The organism is Trinickia sp. LjRoot230, from assembly GCF_964253315.1.
In the GTDB taxonomy this organism is placed as follows: Bacteria; Pseudomonadota; Gammaproteobacteria; order Burkholderiales; family Burkholderiaceae; genus Trinickia.
Genome location: NZ_CAXUQX020000002.1, coordinates 1,188,464 through 1,206,503, shown reverse-complemented (window position 1 = coordinate 1,206,503; position 18,040 = coordinate 1,188,464). Strand labels below are relative to the sequence as shown.

The 18,040-nt window shown below is 64.4% G+C and carries 13 protein-coding genes and 1 pseudogene; 7 read left to right on the top strand and 7 right to left on the bottom strand.

Annotated elements, in window-relative coordinates:
• Positions 1–67: 67 nt before the first annotated feature.
• Positions 68–3,787, bottom strand: coding sequence for a DUF748 domain-containing protein (locus tag ACSQ20_RS24430; RefSeq protein ID WP_436025028.1), 3,720 nt, complete (start codon positions 3,785–3,787; stop codon positions 68–70).
• Positions 3,788–3,798: 11 nt separating this feature from the next.
• Positions 3,799–5,301: a DUF1254 domain-containing protein gene (locus ACSQ20_RS24425; RefSeq protein ID WP_436025026.1), complete on the bottom strand. Its 1,503-nt coding sequence runs from the start codon at positions 5,299–5,301 to the stop codon at positions 3,799–3,801.
• Positions 5,302–5,499: 198 nt separating this feature from the next.
• Between ACSQ20_RS24425 and ACSQ20_RS24420 the strand changes: the two genes are divergently transcribed.
• A complete protein-coding gene (locus tag ACSQ20_RS24420; protein ID WP_436025024.1) occupies positions 5,500–6,144 on the top strand; it encodes an FMN-binding negative transcriptional regulator in 645 nt (214 codons plus the stop codon).
• Positions 6,145–6,205: 61 nt separating this feature from the next.
• Entirely contained in the window at positions 6,206–8,524 is a 2,319-nt protein-coding gene (locus ACSQ20_RS24415) for a heavy metal translocating P-type ATPase (protein ID WP_436025022.1), read from the top strand.
• 24 nt (positions 8,525–8,548) lie between these two features.
• Here the strand turns inward: ACSQ20_RS24415 and ACSQ20_RS24410 are convergent, their stop codons facing one another.
• Positions 8,549–9,448 carry a hypothetical protein gene (locus ACSQ20_RS24410; RefSeq protein WP_436025020.1) on the bottom strand — a complete coding sequence of 300 codons (900 nt, stop codon included), beginning with the start codon at positions 9,446–9,448 and terminating at the stop codon, positions 8,549–8,551.
• 430 nt (positions 9,449–9,878) lie between these two features.
• On the opposite strand from ACSQ20_RS24410, the gene ACSQ20_RS24405 reads away from it, so the two are divergent.
• Positions 9,879–10,985, top strand: coding sequence for an AGE family epimerase/isomerase (locus ACSQ20_RS24405; protein ID WP_436025018.1), 1,107 nt, complete (start codon positions 9,879–9,881; stop codon positions 10,983–10,985).
• 29 nt (positions 10,986–11,014) lie between these two features.
• Here ACSQ20_RS24405 and ACSQ20_RS24400 read toward each other — a convergent pair.
• Both ACSQ20_RS24400 and ACSQ20_RS24395 read right to left on the bottom strand, forming a co-directional pair.
• A pseudogene (locus ACSQ20_RS24400) lies at positions 11,015–11,636 on the bottom strand (methyl-accepting chemotaxis protein); the annotation flags it as partial.
• Positions 11,599–11,709, bottom strand: a complete 111-nt coding sequence (locus ACSQ20_RS24395; protein ID WP_436025016.1) for a hypothetical protein — start codon at positions 11,707–11,709, stop codon at positions 11,599–11,601. The gene ACSQ20_RS24395 and the pseudogene ACSQ20_RS24400, both read right to left, overlap by 38 nt.
• A gap of 257 nt (positions 11,710–11,966) precedes the next feature.
• On the opposite strand from ACSQ20_RS24395, the gene ACSQ20_RS24390 reads away from it, so the two are divergent.
• From ACSQ20_RS24390 to ACSQ20_RS24375, 4 genes are all read left to right on the top strand, one after another.
• A complete protein-coding gene (locus ACSQ20_RS24390) occupies positions 11,967–12,419 on the top strand; it encodes a PaaI family thioesterase (protein WP_436025014.1) in 453 nt (150 codons plus the stop codon).
• Between the two features lie 55 nt (positions 12,420–12,474).
• The gene (locus ACSQ20_RS24385; RefSeq protein ID WP_436025012.1) at positions 12,475–12,864 is read left to right on the top strand and encodes a VOC family protein; all 390 of its coding nucleotides are present in this window, start codon (positions 12,475–12,477) and stop codon (positions 12,862–12,864) included.
• A gap of 10 nt (positions 12,865–12,874) precedes the next feature.
• A complete protein-coding gene (locus tag ACSQ20_RS24380; protein WP_436025010.1) occupies positions 12,875–13,666 on the top strand; it encodes an alpha/beta fold hydrolase in 792 nt (263 codons plus the stop codon).
• 102 nt (positions 13,667–13,768) lie between these two features.
• On the top strand, positions 13,769–14,311 hold the full coding sequence (locus tag ACSQ20_RS24375) for a hypothetical protein (RefSeq protein WP_436025008.1): 543 nt from the start codon (positions 13,769–13,771) through the stop codon (positions 14,309–14,311).
• An 82-nt stretch (positions 14,312–14,393) separates the two neighbouring features.
• On the opposite strand, the gene ACSQ20_RS24370 is transcribed toward ACSQ20_RS24375, so the two are convergent.
• Both ACSQ20_RS24370 and ACSQ20_RS24365 read right to left on the bottom strand, forming a co-directional pair.
• Positions 14,394–15,995 carry a peptide chain release factor 3 gene (locus ACSQ20_RS24370; RefSeq protein ID WP_436025006.1) on the bottom strand — a complete coding sequence of 534 codons (1,602 nt, stop codon included), beginning with the start codon at positions 15,993–15,995 and terminating at the stop codon, positions 14,394–14,396.
• Positions 15,996–16,237: 242 nt separating this feature from the next.
• On the bottom strand, positions 16,238–18,031 hold the full coding sequence (locus tag ACSQ20_RS24365) for a methyl-accepting chemotaxis protein (protein WP_436025004.1): 1,794 nt from the start codon (positions 18,029–18,031) through the stop codon (positions 16,238–16,240).
• Positions 18,032–18,040: the final 9 nt, after the last annotated feature.

Here is an 18,040-nt window from a genome sequence, read left to right as displayed (position 1 = left end):
AGCAGCGACTGCGCCGGCATGCAGCGCAGTCGTGCGAACTCGGATCCTTTCTTGCGCTTTTGCGTTTTTATCGCAGGCCGAAATCGACGCGTGTCGTCGGCCCGCTGTCCTTGACCTGCTTGACGTCGGTACTCGACGCGACGACGAAAAGCCGCGCAGCATCCACTTTCGCGCCGAGCAGATACTGCCGCACCTCGTCCGCACGCTGCTGCGCGAGCGAACGCAAGCTCGCTTCGTCGATCGGCGCATGGGCGGCAAGCATCCGCTTCATGTCGTCGTCAGGAATGCTCTTCGTCAAGCCGACGAAATTGCGAGGCTTCTTGAACGACGCGTTCTTGTAGACCTTCGTCAAATAGTCGCTGTACTCGCCCGGCTCCACCGTGACAGTCGATGCATCGACGCTCTGCCCATGCCCGACGAGCGCCTTCACCTTTTCGCTGCGCACCTGCTCGTCCACATAGGCCAGGCGCAGCGCCGGAGTATCGATGTCCGGGTCCGCGCGCCCGGTCAGCTCCAGTTTCACTTCCGGCTTCTGCGCAAGCAGCTTGGCGATAGTGTCGAGTTTGCCGCGGATCGAATCGGTCAGCGTGGCGTAGCCCGGGGAGAACGCAACATAGTGCAGATCTTCCGCGCCGCTCACGCCGCCGCCGCCAAATGCGTTTGCAAGCAGCGTGAACGGCGCTGTCACTGCCCTTTCGACCAGGTGCAGAATCGCGCCCCAGATCAAGCTGCCGAGGCTGAACTGCGGATTGTCGAGCGAGCCCGATACCGGGATGTTCACATCAATCTGCCCGCGTGAATTCTTCAGCAATGCGATCGCAAGCCGCACCGGCAACTTCGTCGCCGTATCGTTTTCGACATGCTCGCCGAACGTCAGTTGATCGATGAACAGATGGTTGTTTGCGCTAAGCAGATTGTTCTCTAGCTTGTAGTGCAGATCGACGTTGAGCTTGCCCTTCGTAATCGGATAACCAGCGTATTTCAGCGAATACGGTGTGAGGTGCGCAAGCTCGACGTCGTGCGCGCTCGCGTTCAGATCGAGCGACGGCTTGTCCGCCAGCGGGTTCACCGTGCCACGAATCGCGATCGGGCCGTTGCCGGCCAGGCTGGCGCCGACGTTGACGGGCGCAGCCGTGCGTCCATCGGTGCCGAACGCGCCGATCGTGCCGTTGATATCGACGAGATTCGCCGTGTAGTTCGGTCGCACGAAGTTATCGGTGTAATTCACCCGCCCCTGCTGCAGCACGACCGCGCCAACATGCGCCCGCACCGGGTTCGCGTTGGCAGGCGGCGCCTTCGGCTCAACGGCCACGGTGCTCGTCTTGCCGTGATGCTCGGCCGTCTCCGGCGACTGTGCCGTCTTTTCGCGCGCGATCACGTCGTCGAGATTGAGCTTGCCCTGCGCATTGAGCAACACGCTGCCGAAGAACTGCGAAAACGTCACGCGGCCAATGTCGATGTCGGTTGCATGACCGTCGTAACGAACATTTGTGCCAGCCACCACGAGCGAGCGCCACCCGGCAAGCGGCGCCGACGTGATGCGGTCGAGCAACCGCACATCAATGAGCGCCGCGCCGCCGCGATAGTTCGCTTTGATGGAATCCTTCGCCGCTGTCACCTTGAGTTCGCCCCAGGCATTGAGCAGCGCGCTCGCGACGGCGGCGTTCAGACTGTCGCCAAAATACGGCTCGAACGCCGCCACGTCGAGACGGTTCGCGTGCAGCGACAGCGAGGCATCGAGCGTGCTCGGCACCACATTGCCCGACGCTTCGAACATGCCCTTGCCGTTGAGCGTGGCATTGAGCTTCACCGGCAGCGGCCGGTTCATGTCGTCGCTGAGGTCGTGCGCTTCGAGTGCTACCGCCGAAAAGTGCAACGTCGCGGGCCGCGCGGGGACCTGGTCGACGATGTCCGCGGAGCCGTCCTTCAGATGCAGTTCGCCAATCGTGTAGTGCCAAGCGGGCTGCGCTGCGTGCGCGGGTGCAGGCGCGGTGTTCTGGCGGCGCTGGCGCTCACGGGCGCGTGCTTCTTTCGATTCCGCACGCGGCACGCCGTGCGCCGGCTCGGCCAGCGCGGCGAGATCGATGCGACCGTCTTTCAGGCGAGCTGCCTTGACGGCAAGCCCCGTCGCTTCGACGCTCGCCATATCCGCCGTGCGCTTGGCCACATCGATCTGCTTGATGCCGACGCGCGCTTCGTCGAGCGCAACAGCCGGCGCGGACGGGTTCGCACCGGGTCCGTCTATCTTGAGCGCCTTCAACGTCAAATCGCCCGCGCCGACGTGCACCTGTGCAGGCGTCGCCGACCAGTCGACATGCGCCGGCAGATTCGCGCTGAGCGCACCCGCCGCCACACGCGCCGCCGTCGCATCGGCCAGATATGGCTGCGCGAGTGCAAGCGGCAGCGCATCGGCTACGAGCTTGACGTCGGCGGTCTTGGCAGCGAGGCCGAACGACCCCGTCGCGGCGAGCGTACCGCCCTGGGCGAACGCGGTGCGCACGGCATAGCGCGCAGGCGTCTTGGCCTGCGTCGAAAAATCGTCGAGCGTCACGGTCAAGTGGTCGAGCCCAAGCGCGACCGGCTGAGCTGGCACGCGGTCTTCAAGTGCGATATCGCCATCGTTGAGCGCCAAATGCTTGATCGACAGATCGAGCGGCGCTGCCTCCGTTGCGGCGGCATTGGCCGCGGAGGCCGCCTTCACGCCAGAGGCCGTCGAGGCGGGTGTCGCCGCAAACGCGCTCGCGATACTCAACTCGCCCGAGTGTTCGCGGGTGAGCCGCAGCGACGGCCGGTCGAGCCGGATCTGATCGAAATGGAATGCGCGTTTGAGCGGTTCGAGCGAGCCGGCGGCAACATGCACGGCGCGTGCCGAAAAAAGCGGGGCTCGACGCTCGTCGAGGATCTTCGCGTCGGCGAGATCGGCCGTGCCCGTTACCGTGAGCGCAGGGGTATCCCCCGCCAACAGGAAATGCACCTTCAGCTCGCCGGCGAGCTTGCCGCTTTGCACCGTCACCGGCAGCTTTGCCGGCAGGTACGAAAGAAGCCGCGGCACATCGAGATCGGCAAACGACAGCGAGATCTCGGATTCGCGCGAAGACGCGAAGGGCTTGGTCTTGCCGTCGACGTGGATCGGGCTGCCGTCCACGCGCGCCGCAAAATGCGGATCGACGAAAATGTTCGTCTTCGACGGCAGCGTGGCCACGAACGGCACACCGAGCGAGAGTTGATCGACGGCGTGATGCATGCCAAGCAGCCGGTCGTCGAAATCGATGCGGCCGTTCTCGATGCCGATGTTCGAAACCGAGAACAACGTCGGCCCCGCCTGCGGCTTGGACGGTTTCGAAAATTTTTCGACGAGATCGGTGAAGTTAAAGCGCTGAGCGTCATAGCGAACGATGGTCGCTCGCGGCGAATCGAGCTTGACCTCGTCGACGATCGGCGCGAAGCGCAGCAGCGTAAGCCATGAGAGCCGCACCACGAGCCGCTCGGCGCTCAAGAACTCGCTCGTCCCCTCCTTTTCGCCAATACGAATGCGCTCGGCTTCGAGCCGCAGCGCGTACGGATTGAGCCTTACACGCTCGATCTTGGCCGGGCGTCCGAGCGCGCTCGCCAGCTGCTGCTCGGCAATATGGCGAATCAGCGGCGGCGCGGCAAAAAAGCCGGCGAGCCCGAAAAGCGCGATGCATGCCGCGACGATAATGGCCACGCGGCGCAAGCGCGCCGATCGCACGACATCGCGCAGCTTCGCCAGCTTGCCCGCCGTACCCGCCTTCGATTCACTAGTCATCCACCCTCCGGTTACTTGCGCACGAGCGGGCTGGGCTGCCAATTGCCGTCGGCCGCCGCGCCCTGCGGCGCATACAAGCGCAGGACCAGCGCGAACGCGCCCTCCGGCGCCGGCACCCAGTTCGTCTGACGCGCGCGGCCCGGCGAGGCGGCCTGAACGTAGACGTCGATCGAGCCGTCGCGGTTGCGGCGCAGCCCGTCTCGCGACGCAATCGAGCGGTGCTGCAGTCGGCCGGAAGCCGGCGCGCCGCCTGCCGTGTAGGCTGTCAGCGTCCAGAAACCGCGCACCGGCGGTATCGCCCTGGCCGGAAAGTGCAGGACATAGCGGTTGCGGCCGTCAAGCGCCTCGCCGGTGGCATCGGCCGTCGTGATGGCCACGACTTCGTCGTCCTTCGTGCCGCTGCCCGGGCGTGTGAAGGCCGCGTAAGCGCGCAGCGCGTAGTCGTCGCCGTAATGGCCTATACCGTCGCCAAGCCAGGTCCAGCCATTGCCCGAGAACGCGTTGACCGGGGCTGTGGCAAGGCTTGCCCGCGCGGCGGCAAGGCCGCTCGCAATGGCATTGGCCGCGCCTTTCGGCAGGTGCATAGGCTTGCCCGGCTTCACACCGAGGTCAGCAAGAATGGCGAGCGCGTGCGCGTCTGCCGGCACCGGCGGGTTGTCGCGCAAGGCGGCGCCCGCCCGCGTAAAAAACGCTTCGGCATCGAGCGCTGCGACCTGAGCAGCGAGCGCGGCGGGCGTATCGACGAAACCAGTGTCGCCGTCGTCAGCGGCTTCGTCCGCCTCGCTCTTCGGCGGCTTCGCCCGTTTGGCGTGCTTCCCGCGCTTGGTGTGCTCCTGCTCTTGCGCACTGGCGGCGAACGCCGTCCACGGCGTGACGCGAAGCTCCGCTTGCAGCCGCCGTGCGATCGGCACTTCGCGCGGCCCTGTCGCGGCCAGACGCACGAGCAGCCACAAATTGTTGCTCGGCGCATCGACGCGCTCGACACCAGCAGGCAGTGTGCCGACCCAACCGGGCGGAACGAATGCGATCGCGCGCGGCTTCGTGAAACCGCGCGCGTTGGCGCCTGGCCCGGTCGACCAGACGACATTCGTCCACATATCGAGCACCCGCATATCCAGGTACTCGCCGCGTGTATTCGGCAGCGAAACGACCGCGGGCCCGTCGCTCAGGTCGAGCCAGGCAGTCGAAGCGAGCGTGTCGAGATCGGCCCACGGCGGCAGCGCGGCGTCGTCGACAGCGGGCTGCATCCTCGCACGGTGCAGCTTGTTGACCTCGCCCGCCTGTCCGCCGGCGGCCGCGGCGGCTCGCGCGCTCGTCATCAGCACGAGCGGATACGCGAATATGTAGGAATCCGATACTTCGTCCTTGGTCCAACCGTGGTTCGCCTGCTTGGCCGCAGACTGCGGCTCGGCGGCGCATCCGGCAAGAAAAAGCGCAGTAGTGCAAAGCAAAAGCAGCCACGAAGCAGCCCCGGTGGGTGAAAGCGCGTGTCGCATTGTTGTTGTCTTTTTCATCTGAGAGTCGGTGAAAGGTCCGCAACGAGGCGCGGCGGGCCCGGAAGTCGGCGCCCATCCTGCATGAACACCGCGTGCGGTATTGTCGTCGAATCGCGAAAGCGTTTTATCGTATCCTCAGCCGGTAAGCAAGAACAACACATTAACGATCTAAATGGGCCTATCGATTCCTTCCTGCCTAACTTCTGCGATCTCACCATGTATCTGCCCGCTGCCTTTAACGAAGACCGCCCCGACGTCCTTCACGCCCTGATGGCCGAGCATCCGTTCGCCACATTGGTCACGAACGGGCCGGATGGGCTCGATGCGAACCATCTGCCATTCGAGTTCGACCCGACAACAGGCGCACACGGCACGCTGCGTGCCCATGTGGCACGCGCCAATCCGGTTTGGCGCGAAGCGCTGGATCGGCCGCAAGCACTCGTCATTTTTCAGGGGCCGGCCGCCTATATCTCGCCCAACTGGTATCCGAGCAAGCACGAAACGCACCGCCAAGTGCCCACCTACAACTACATCACGGTGCATGCGCACGGCAACATCGCCGTGAAAGACGACGAACCATTCCTGCGCGGGCTCGTCGCACGGCTCACGCGCCGGATGGAAGCAGCCCAGCCCAAGCCGTGGAAAATGGGTGACGCACCGGCCGATTACATCGCACAAATGCTAGCGAATATCGTCGGCATCGAGATCGAGTCGACGAAGCTCGTCGGCAAATGGAAGCTCTCACAGAACAAGGACGCCAGCGACCGGCGCGGCGCCGCGGCCGGCCTCGCCCAACGCACCGATGCAGCCAGCCAGGCCGTAGGTCAGGCCATGCTCGACGCACCACCAGCGCTCGAGTAACGGTGACGCGCCCTCCCGCGCAATCGCGACGATAACGCTTGACCTTCCCATCATTGGAAGGTTGAGACTATCGAAACTGTCAATCGTTGCCATTGCTCCTATGACTGATCTTTCCTCTTCCCCCATCGGCGCGCTGTCGACCGCCGAACTCGATATCGGCGGCATGACCTGCGCGTCGTGCGTGCGGCGCGTTGAGAAGGCGTTGGCAGGCGTGCCCGGCGTCGTCGATGTTTCCGTCAACCTCGCGACCGAACGCGCCAATGTGACCCGCGTCAACGCCGACGAACCCGCCGCCATCGATGCACTCGTCAAGGCGGTCGCGAACGCCGGCTACGAGGCGCGGCCCGTCGTCCAAGCCCAGGCCGTCTCGGGCGCCGCCGCAGCCGAGGCGGAGGCCGCGCGTCGCCAGCAGGTACGCCAGGAATTGGCCGGTGTGGCGGTTGCTGCCGCCTTCGCTGTGCCGTTGATGCTGCCGATGCTGGCCGCAGCGGCGGGCATGCGCCTGATGGTGCCCGCGTGGCTGCAGCTGATGCTGGCCAGCGTCGTGCAATTCGCGTGCGGCGCGCGGTTCTATGCCGGCGCCTATCACGCCGTGCGGGCGCGCGCCGGCAATATGGACCTGCTCGTCGCGCTCGGCACGTCGGCCGCCTATGGGCTGAGCGTCTGGCAGATGTTCGCTCATCCGGGCGACGTCATGCACTTGTATTTCGAGGCGTCAGCCGTCGTCATCGCGCTGGTGCGGCTTGGCAAATGGCTGGAAATGCGGGCGAAGCGCGAAACCACGGCGGCTATCCGCGCGCTCAATGCGCTGCGCCCCGATCGGGCACGCGTGCGGGAAAACGACGGCCGCGAGCGCGACGTGCCGCTTGAGCAGGTGCGCGTCGGCATGGTCGTCGTCGTGCGGCCCGGCGAGCGCCTGCCCGTCGACGGCGTGATCCGCGACGGCCGCACGCACGTCGACGAAGCGCTCATTACCGGCGAGAGCCTGCCCGTAACCAAGGGGCCGGGCGAACGCGTCACGGCCGGCTCGATCAACGGTGAAGGCTTGATCGCCGTGACAACCGCGGCCACCGGCGCGGAAACGACGCTCGCTCGAATCATCCGGCTCGTCGAGACCGCGCAAGCAAAGAAGGCGCCGATCCAGCGCCTCGTCGACCGCGTGAGCGCTGTGTTCGTGCCGGTCATCCTGCTGATCGCCTTTGCTTCGCTGGCCGGGTGGCTGCTTGCCGGGGCGTCGGTCGAAACGGCCATTCTCAACGCCGTCTCTGTACTCGTTATCGCCTGCCCCTGCGCGCTCGGCCTTGCCACGCCGGCCGCGATCATGGCGGGCACCGGTGTGGCAGCGCGACACGGCGTGCTGATCAAGGATGCCGAGGCGCTGGAGCTTGCGCAGCGCGTGTCGGTGATCGCCTTCGACAAGACCGGTACGCTGACGCTCGGCAAACCGCGTGTGGTGGCCTTCGAAAGCGCCGATCCCCTCGACGACAGCATCGGCGCCGATCGGCTGACGGCGCTCGGGCTCGCTGCCGCACTCGAGCGCGGCAGCGAGCATCCGCTCGCGCACGCACTCGTCGCAGCGTTCGAGGCGGAGCGCAGCGGGCGGCCATGGCCTGCTGTCAGCGAGGTCCAGGCGGTGCCGGGCCGCGGCCTGCGAGGCCGGACCGACAGCCAGACGCTGCTGCTTGGCAACGGCCGCTGGCAGACGGAGCTCGGCATCGAACCGCCCGCCGCCCTGCTCGAGCGCGCGCAAGCGCTCGAATCCGCTGGCAATACGGTGTCCTGGCTGATGCGGGCCGCCACGCCGAGTGCGCCGGGCGCCGTGCTCGCACTGATCGGATTCGGCGATACGGTCAAGCCCGACGCGCGCGCCGCAATCGAGCGCCTCGCAGCGCGCGGCGTCAGGAGCGTGCTGCTGACCGGCGATAACCGCGGCGCCGCGGCGTCCGTGGCAGCGGCGCTCGGTATCGACGAATTTCACGCGCAAGTGCTGCCTGAGGACAAAGCGCGCGTCGTGCAGGAGTTGAAACGAACGAGCGGCGGGATCGTGGCGATGGCCGGCGACGGCATCAACGACGCGCCGGCGCTTGCAGCCGCCGACATCGGCATCGCGCTGGCGAGCGGCACCGACGTCGCCATGCATGCGGCGGGAATCACGCTGATGCGCAGCGAGCCATCGCTCGTGGCGGATGCGATCGACATCTCCCGGCTCACTTATCGCAAGATCCAGCAAAATCTCTTTTGGGCGTTCGTCTATAACTTGATCGGCATTCCGCTGGCGGCGCTGGGGCTGCTCAATCCGATGCTCGCGGGCGCCGCGATGGCGTTTTCGAGCGTCAGCGTGGTAACGAATGCGCTGCTGCTCAAGCGTTGGAAGCGATAGTCGTCACGCGCGTGCGGTGCTCGGTCAAGAAACGTTCGCCGCGCGTGATTTGTCACTGGCCTTATGCGCACGCACAGGCCGCACGTGCTTGGCAGCCGGCGACTGCGGCAAAGTTTGAGATTGAGTTGGAGCTTGTCCCTGAGCGGTAGGGCGCGAGGGCAGCGCCGCCAGCTTCGCATTGAGTGCGTCAGCGGTGCCGCGAATATCGGCGGCCGCAACGGAAGCCGTATCCTGAAACGCTGCAAGTGCCGATTGCTGGCTGCGCAACAAGGCTTCGGTTTTTTCCTGCGCGGCGACGCTGGCATGGCCGACGCGCACAAGCACGATCATCTCCGCCACACTAAGCGCCAACAGCAACGACGATACGGCCAGCACGAAAATGACAAGCCGCGTGATGTGGCGACGACTGTCGGCCGCCGCGCGGCGCGTCTCGGCCAATGCGTGTGAGAGTTCGGCCAGCGTTTCGGTCAATGCCGCGCTGGTTGGGGCTGGGGCTGGGGCTGGGGCTGGGGCTGGGGCTGGGGCTGGGGCTGGGGCTGAGGCCTGAGCTTGGGCTTGGGCGTCGGAAGCGCGGCCGGGGGGTTGTTGCCGGGTCAACGGTCGGCGCTCGCGCCGGGTCGGCGCAGCTTCGATGACAGGCGCGCTCGCCGATGTTTGATCGAGGCTCGCTGACGCTGACTCTACCGCCGGCTTCGCATCGGGAACCGCCGCCCCGAGTTCGCTCGCGGTGCCGTCGAACGCCATCTGAATTGGCACAGCCGCGGGCTCGTCCGTGACCGGCATTGCCACGTGCGCTCGCAGCGAATCAAGCGCATCGGCCGGCAGCTCGAAGCCGGCAAGCGTGCCCTGACGCGGATCGAGATTCATCGCATGAAACGGCACGTCGTCGAACCCGTCGCGCTCGGGCGAGGCGTTCGACCGCACATCTTCGCGGAATTCTGCGCCGCGCTCGGCCGACGTGTCCGACGCGCGCGTCGCGGGTGCATTGGTTGCCAGAGTTGGTTGGGTTGGTTCGGTTGCCAGCGTGTTGGAAGCCGAGGGTTCAGCGGCAATCGGAGACGCGGCGCGTGAACGTCGCCGCCGATCCGGCCCCGAACGTGGCGCGCGAGAAGTCGAAGGTGCTGCGGAATCTGCCATAGGATCAGGAAAACTGTCGCGGTCACGGCCGCGCGCCGCGTCTTGGCGTCTTGGTTGCGTGGTTCGGTCGTCGCATTACGCGAAGGCCGCATTGTCTCATGATCGGCGATGCAAACCGCACGCCCCCGAATGTGCCCGAGCCGAGGCATTTGAATTATCCTTTGCGCTTTGCGCGCCGCTTATCGCGCGTTTTCCCGACCAACCTGCGTCAAGCTCTATGTCCATTTCGAGCGCGGCTGCCATCGCCGCCCACTGCGCTGCGCTGCGCGAGCACTTCACGTCGGTCGTCCTGCCGCTTTGGCGCGGGCCCGGATACAACGGCGCGATGCGGCTGCCCTACGAAGCCGTGCGTGCCGAGGACCATGCGCCACTGCCCGTCACCCGTTATCGCGCCATGGCCTGCGCGCGCCAGTTGTTCGTCTTCTCGCTTACGGGCGATGCCGCGCATGCACACGCGCTGTTCGATTCGCTGCATCGTTATTTCAGCGATACGCGTCACGGGGGATGGTTCTATAGCGTCGACGCCCAAGGCGCGCCACTCGACACGACGAAGGACCTCTACACGCACGCGTTCGTCGTCTTCGCCTGCGCGCAATACGCGACAGCGTTCGGCAATCGCGATGCACTGACGACGCTCGCCGACACGGCCACGCTGATCGACACCCGCTTTGCCGCGACCAACGGCCTGCTCCACGCGGCGCTCGACGCCCGCTTCTCGGCGGTCCTAAGCGGCCCGCTGCAAAATCCGCTCATGCATCTGACCGAAGCGTACCTGGCGGCGAGCGAAGCCACCGGCGAGGCCGGCTACGATACGGCGCTCGCTCGGCTGGCGACAGCCGTCGCCGACACCTTCGTGCACGCGCCCACCGGGGCGATCGCCGAACTGCCGATTGGCTCCGTCGGTAATCGGCTCGAGCCTGGGCATCAATTTGAATGGTTCTATCTTGCCACCCGCGCGGGTGGCAAGATCGCATCGTCGGGGCTCGCCGCGTCGCTCGCGCACGCGTTCGAGTTCGCGCAGCGCCATGGCGTCGATGCGGCGACCGGTGGCGTCTGCGCCGCGCTCAACGAAGACGGCTCGATGCAGGACGCGACTCAGCGCATCTGGGCACAAACGGAATATCTGCGCGCGCTGGCCACGCGCGCCACACCGCAAGACACCGCAGCCCTCGCCCCGCAAATCGCCCGCTTTCGCGAGCGCTTCATCCATTTACGCGGCTGGTACGAATGCAAAACGGCGGCGGGCGAGATCGCCCGTGCCGACATGCCGTCAACCACGCCCTACCATCTCGCGACGGCGTACGCGTCATTGCCCGCCGCCTGAGGCTTGGGGCGAAGCACATGTCCCTACAGCTATAGCACCCGATCGGAAATCTCGAAGACCGAGACTGCCGCTTTCAGATGCCGCGTCTGAGTCTGATCGTGCAGCAACGAGGCCGCGGCCACGGCCTGTTCCACAAGCGCCGCATTTTGCTGCGTCATGTTATCCATTTGCACGACTGCCTGATTGACTTGCTCGATGCCGGTGCTCTGCTCGTGCGACGAAGCGCTGATCTCGTCCATCATTTGGGCAACCCGCGAAATCGACGTCGATACTTCGTGCATCGCTTCGCCCGCGCGAGCCGCTTCGACGGCCGCGTTGAGCGCGAGAATATTGGTCTGAAACGCAATGCCGTCGATGACCGAAATGATCTGGGCGATGCGGTCCGAACTCTGCGCGATGCCGTGCATTTTCGCGACGACGCTTTGCACGACCTGCGAGCGAGCTTTGCGTTGTCGATTGCAGCGCGTCTTCGACAAGCGTGTTGGCCGCGCGCGCATGTTCGGCGTTATGCGGCACGGCGGCCGTCAGTTCTTCCATGCTCGACGCCGTCTATTCGAGCGAGGCGGCCTGGCTCTCGGTGCGCACGGACAAATCCGCGTTGCTCGTGGCAATTTCATCTGCGCCCATATGGATCGAACAAATGCTGCGTCGTTTCATTGACCGCATCGACTTGAGTCAGCGCGATGTTCGCCAGATTACGAACGTCTCGATGCGTGCTCGTCAACGACCAGAAACCGAGTCCGCCGGTCAGAAATTGAAGTAAACAGAACAGAACGCTGCCAACACCGCGAGCAGGCCGGAGGCGAGCTTGATCTTGCTGAACATCGGAAGTACTTGGAGAAAAACGGTGGGAAGGTGACAGACCAACACAAGGGTTTACGGCAATAAACGCATTTGCTTGAGTTTCCTTGACTCCGCGCGCGAACGGTTCCTAGAGTGAAGCCAACACGACACGGGGCGCGGCCCCGGAGGGGCTTCCCGATGACCGACTTCTTCGATTTGGCGCGCGGCGCGTTGCACGCTCAACCGTTCAGCATGCTGCTCGGCACCGAACTCGTGCAAATCGGCGAGTCCGAAGTGACGCTGCGTCTGGCGATTCGCGATGAACTGCGGCAGCAGCACGGTTTCGTGCACGGTGGCGTCATTAGCTATCTCGCCGACAACGCGCTGACATTTGCCGGGGCCATCGCACTGGGACCGCGCGTCGTGACGGGCGAGTACAAGATCAACTACCTACGGCCAGCCGTGCGTGGCGCGCTGCTTGCGCGCGCCGAGCTCGTCTATGCGGGACGCGGGCATGCCACGTGCCAATGCCGAATTCATTTGCTTGATGGCGACAAGGAAACGCTGGTGGCGCTGGCTCAGGGCACGATCAATCGCGTTGGTGACGGCCCCCACATGCCATCGGCCAGCAGCAGTCCGGAAGAGGCATAGCGAGCAACCTGGCGCTGCACCCTCATGGATACCGTCAATTCCATAGGAGTCCTAAATGATCGACCACATCGGCGTTCTCGTCAGCGATCTCGAACGCAGCAAACGCTTTTATGCAGCAGCGCTGGCCCCAATCGGCTATGCGCTCGTGCGCGAAGTACCGGCGTCGGTGACAGGCCACACCGATATCGCCGGCTTCGGCGCCGACGGCGTGGCCGATGTCTGGCTCAGCAAGGGCACACCGAACGTGCCGCCAGTGCATATCGCATTGCGAGTGAAAGATCGCGCACAAGTCGATGCGTTTCATCGAGCGGCCGTCGCCGCCGGCGGCAAGGACAATGGCAAGCCGGGGCTACGGCCTCACTATCATGCCGGCTACTATGGCGCATTCGTGCTCGATCCGGATGGGCACAACATCGAGGCGGTCCATCACGATCAACAAGCGTGACCTGGCCTGGATGAATACACTCGAAATCGCCGACGGCACGATTGCCTACATCGACATTGCCGGCGACAGCGCGTTGCCCTGCCTCGTCTTCCTGCATGAGGGCCTCGGCTGCGCCGCCATGTGGGGGCACGTTCCGCGGCAATTGTGCGAGGCCACCGGGTGCCGCGGGCTCGTCTTTGATCGGCGCGGATACGGACAATCGTCGTCCGCGCCCGGCGCGTGGCGCCCCGGCTATCTGCATGCGGCGGCCACGCATGAGTTGCCGCAGGTGCTCGAACGGCTTGTGCCTGCCGATGTGCGCTACATGCTCGTCGGCCATTCGGACGGCGGCAGCATCGCGTTGATACATGGCGCCGACCGCCCGCCGGGGCTTGCCGGCATCGTGACGATCGCCGCACATGTTTCCGTCGAAGCGCTCACGCTCGCGGGCATTCGTGACGCGGTGGCCGCGTACGATGCAGGCAAGCTAGCCGGGCTCGCACGGTATCACGGCAGCAAGACGGACGACGTGTTTCGCGGCTGGTCTGGCGCATGGCTTGCGCCCGCGTTTGCTTCGTGGAATATCGAAGCGTTGCTGCCGCACATTGAAGTGCCGACGCTCGCGTTGCAAGGCGCGAACGATCAATACGGTACGGCGCGCCAGATCGATGCGATTGCGCAAGGCGTTGGCGGCCGGGCGCAAGCCGCGCTGTTGCCCGATTGCGCCCATGCACCGCATAAGGAATGTCCGGACGCGCTGCTCGCAGCGGCGGCGGATTTTGTGCGCGCAGTCGTCACGGACGATCTCGTGCGTCGAACGTGATAGATAGCGTCACATTGCGTTTGAACCGTGCACGCATCAGGCGCTAAAATAGCGGCCCTTCGCAACCCGCGCTGCACCGCATCGCACGCTTTTCGTCATCCCATGGCTAAACTCTTGACCGATTCAGAATTCCAGCGATTTTCCGAACTTCAGCAAAAGCAAGCGAGCTTTACGATCACGAGCGAGGAAGCCGACGAATTGCGCGGCATCGTCGAGCGCGCGCAACAAAAGCGCGACGACCGCGCCGCGGCCATGCAATCGATCGAGGCGCATATTGCGCAGTTCGAGATCACGCCCGAGGAGCTTTTTTCAGCCGAGCAAATCGGCGAAGCGGCGCGCGCCTATGGGCTGCTCACCGCGCCGAAGAAAGAACGCAACCTGCCGCCTGCGCTGACGTTCAACGGCAAGCCCTATCAATGGACACGCACCCTCGCCGACGAAATCCGCGTGCCGCTTTTCGATGCATTCAAAGCGGGGGAATCGATCAAACGGTTCTTGGCCACGCCGAAAGACGCGGGCCGCAACGCCGCCACCATCGCCCGCCTGGAACGCGAGACGGGTGGTATCTATGCCGACACATGGCTCGAGGAGCTGTCGATCTCGCGAGCGCTGGTTGATGAGGCAGCGGTGAAGTTGGCGGGTTGACCGACTCAAACAATCAGTCACTGGTTGACGCGCTCGAAACCGCAGGCAGCAACTGCGATTTTCGTGCGTGACCACCATCCCTTTACATCGCCTTCCTGAACGGCGCGCCCGAATGCTCGCGCAGTTCATTAAAAACAATCTTCGGCCAAGCCTTCTGCGCCACCTCGATCTCCGAGATATGCGAGGCGAGATAAGTCGGCGCATTCGAAGCATCGAGCGCGATACGCGCTGCATAGGCATCGATAAAACGCCGCAATTCCGCAGGGTCGTCGCACGTCACCCAGCGCGAGAGGCGATAACGCGCCGGCATGATGCGCACGTCCACCTTGTACTCGGCCGACAGCCGATGCGACACCACCTCGAACTGCAACTGCCCGACCGCGCCGAGAACGATCGAGCCGCCATGCGCCGGACGAAACACTTGAATCGCCCCCTCTTCGCCGAGTTGCTTGAGCGCCTCGCCAAGCTGCTTCGCTCGCATCGGATCGACCACTTCGATCGTCTGAAAGATCTCGGGTGCAAAGAACGGCAAACCGACGAATTGCAACGGCTCGCCTTCGGTCAAGGTATCGCCCAGGCTCAATGTGCCATGGTTAGGAATGCCAATGATATCGCCCGGATAAGCCTCGCTCACGGTCTCGCGCCGCTGCGAAAGAAACGTCACGACATTGTTCGCGCGAAACGTCTTGCCCGAACGCGTGACCTTCAAGGCCATGCCGCGCTCGAAGCGGCCCGAGCAAACGCGAATGAATGCCACGCGGTCACGATGCGCCAAGTCCATATTCGCCTGGACCTTGAACACCACGCCCGTGAACTTCGATTCATCAGGCTGCACCGGCCGTTCGACCGCCATGCGCATCGACGGCGGAGGAGCCAAGTCGACAAGCGCGTCGAGAATCTCCTTCACGCCGAAGTTATTGATCGCCGAGCCGAACAGCACCGGCGATTGCTCACCGGCCAAAAACGCTTCGCGGTCGAACGCGGGCGTGGCCGCGCTGATTAGATCGATCTCTTCTTTCGCGCGCTTCCATGCGAAGCCAAAACGCGCTTCACCTTGCTCGTCGGTAATGCCGCTCAACGTCTCGACCGCGCCGCCGGCCGTATCCTGGCCGGCACGAAATACGCGTACCTGATCACGCTGGACGTCGTAGACGCCCTGGAAGTCCTTGCCCATGCCGATGGGCCATGTGAACGGGACAGCCGCAACGCCCAAATGCCGCTCGATTTCATCGAGCAGATCGAGCGGCTCGCGCACTTCGCGATCCAGCTTGTTGATGAAGGTGACAATCGGCGTGCGGCGGCTGCGGCACACTTCGAGCAGCTTGAGCGTCTGCGCCTCGACGCCATTCGCACCATCGATCACCATCACGGCGGCATCGACCGCCGTCAGCACGCGGTAGGTATCTTCAGAGAAATCCTCGTGCCCCGGCGTATCGAGAAGGTTGATGACCGCATCGCCATATTCGAACTGCATGACTGAACTCGCCACCGAGATTCCGCGCTGCTTTTCGATCTCCATCCAGTCGGACGTCGCATAGCGATTGCTCTTGCGGCCCTTCACGGTACCCGCAATCTGAATAGCACCCGAAAACAGCAAAAGCTTTTCGGTAAGCGTGGTTTTCCCCGCGTCGGGGTGGGAAATGACCGCGAACGTGCGGCGGCGCTTGAGTTCGGCAACTGACATCGTGAATGCGTAAAAAGGGCTGGCTCGAGGGTCGAGCGAGCGCGGGGGGATGATACACGGGTCGCGGCAAATTCGCGGAAAACGCGGGCGGTCAACCCGACCCGTAAAGTACCCGCCCCGTCGCACACAAGAAAAAAGCCCGCTCGGGTTTCCCGCGGCGGGCTGCGCCGATTGATCGGCGAAAGTCAGCAGTGCTGACTAAAAAACTTCGCAGTACTGACCAAAAACGTTAGTAGTCCTGATCAAAACGTCTGCCAATCCGCGCTGCTGTTGGCACTAGCGGCACCAGCCGGAACCGCCGACGTCAAGACGGGCGTCGGCGCTGGCTTGGTCGCCGCTGCTGCCCGCTTCGGCGGCACCTGCTTGGCGACGGCGACGGGGCCACGCACGACCGCCGACGGCTTGGCGATCTGCCGCGGCGCCGTGATCGCTTTGGGCCCACTGACGCTGCTGCGAACCGGCGCGCCGCCTTCGAGGCGGAAGAACGCCACCGCTTCATTGAGCTGCTGACCCTGATGCTCGAGCGACTTGGACGCCGCCGCGGCCTCTTCAACGAGCGCGGCATTTTGCTGCGTGACCTCGTCCATCTGCGTAATGGCTTGATTGACCTGCTCGATACCGCGGCTTTGCTCGGTCGACGCCGCGGCGATCTCGCCCATGATGTCCGTCACGCGTGTGATGGCCTGCGTGACTTCGGCCATGGTCTGGCCCGCTTGGCTTGCCAGCACGGAGCCGTCCTTCACCCGCTGCACGGATTCGCCGATCAGCTCCTTGATCTCCTTGGCCGCGCCCGACGAACGCTGTGCGAGGCTGCGTACCTCGCTGGCCACCACGGCGAAACCTCGGCCCTGCTCGCCAGCACGTGCCGCCTCGACGGCCGCGTTGAGCGCAAGGATATTCGTCTGGAATGCGATGCCTTCGATGATGCCCGTGATATCGGCGATCTTCGCCGAGCTCTCGCTGATGACGTTCATCGTTCCGACCACCTGGCCCACCACGCCGCTGCCCTTTTGCGCGACGTCTGACGCGTTGGCCGCAAGCGTGCTTGCCTGCTGCGCATTGTCGGCGTTCTGACGCACGGTGGAGGTCAGCTCTTCCATGCTCGATGCGGTTTCCTCCAACGACGCGGCCTGTTCCTCGGTGCGCGACGAAAGATCTTGATTGCCCGAAGCGATCTGGCTCGAGCCTGTCGCGATGCTGTCGGCCGCGGTACGCACATCGCTGATCAAGCGAACGAGGCTCGTTTGCATCTCGCCCATCGACGCGAGCACGCTGCCGGCCGGGGCCGCTTGCGCGCCGGCCACCGGACTCAGGTCGCCATCGGCCACCCGACGCGTAATCTCGCTCAGCGTGCCGGGCTCCGCGCCCAACGCCCGGGTGAGGCTACGCGTGATCAAGAACGCCGCCACTACGGCCGCCCCGAATGACGCGAGGCAGATCAGAATCATCAACAGACGTTGCGTCGCATAATGGTCCGCCGCGTCTGCGATCAATTTTTCCGCGCGAACATTCGTGTAGGCGAGATACGTTTTCGTTGCCGTGATCAATTGCGCGAGCAACGGGCGGCCCTGGTCAGCCATCATCGCGATAGCCTCGGGGTGGCGGCCCGCAAGCGCCGCCTCCACGATGGTGCGTGCCACGGGCCCATACTGCGTCTCGATCCGGTCAATGTCGGCGATGAGCGATTTCGCCTCCGGCGGTGCGTCCGCCGCCGCGGCAATCTGTTCCTTGAGCCTGCCAAGGCGTTGCGTCACGTCTTTATCGGCCTGCAAGATGGCGGCCTTTTCGGCCTCGATGTCTTCCGGCTTCGTCACGAGCATCAGATTGCCGGTCGCGATTGCCCGGCGGTCAACTGCGGTGCGTACTTCGCCCGCCAAACGAGCCCGTGCATTGAGCCCGTTTACATAGCCTGAGAACCGGCTATTTGCATCGCTCAGTGCGAGCAACGCAAAGCACGATATGAATAACACGATGGCGGCAAGCGATCCGAATGCCACCGTGAGCTTCGCGCGCACGGTCATTTGTCTGACGTTCATTGTTCATTT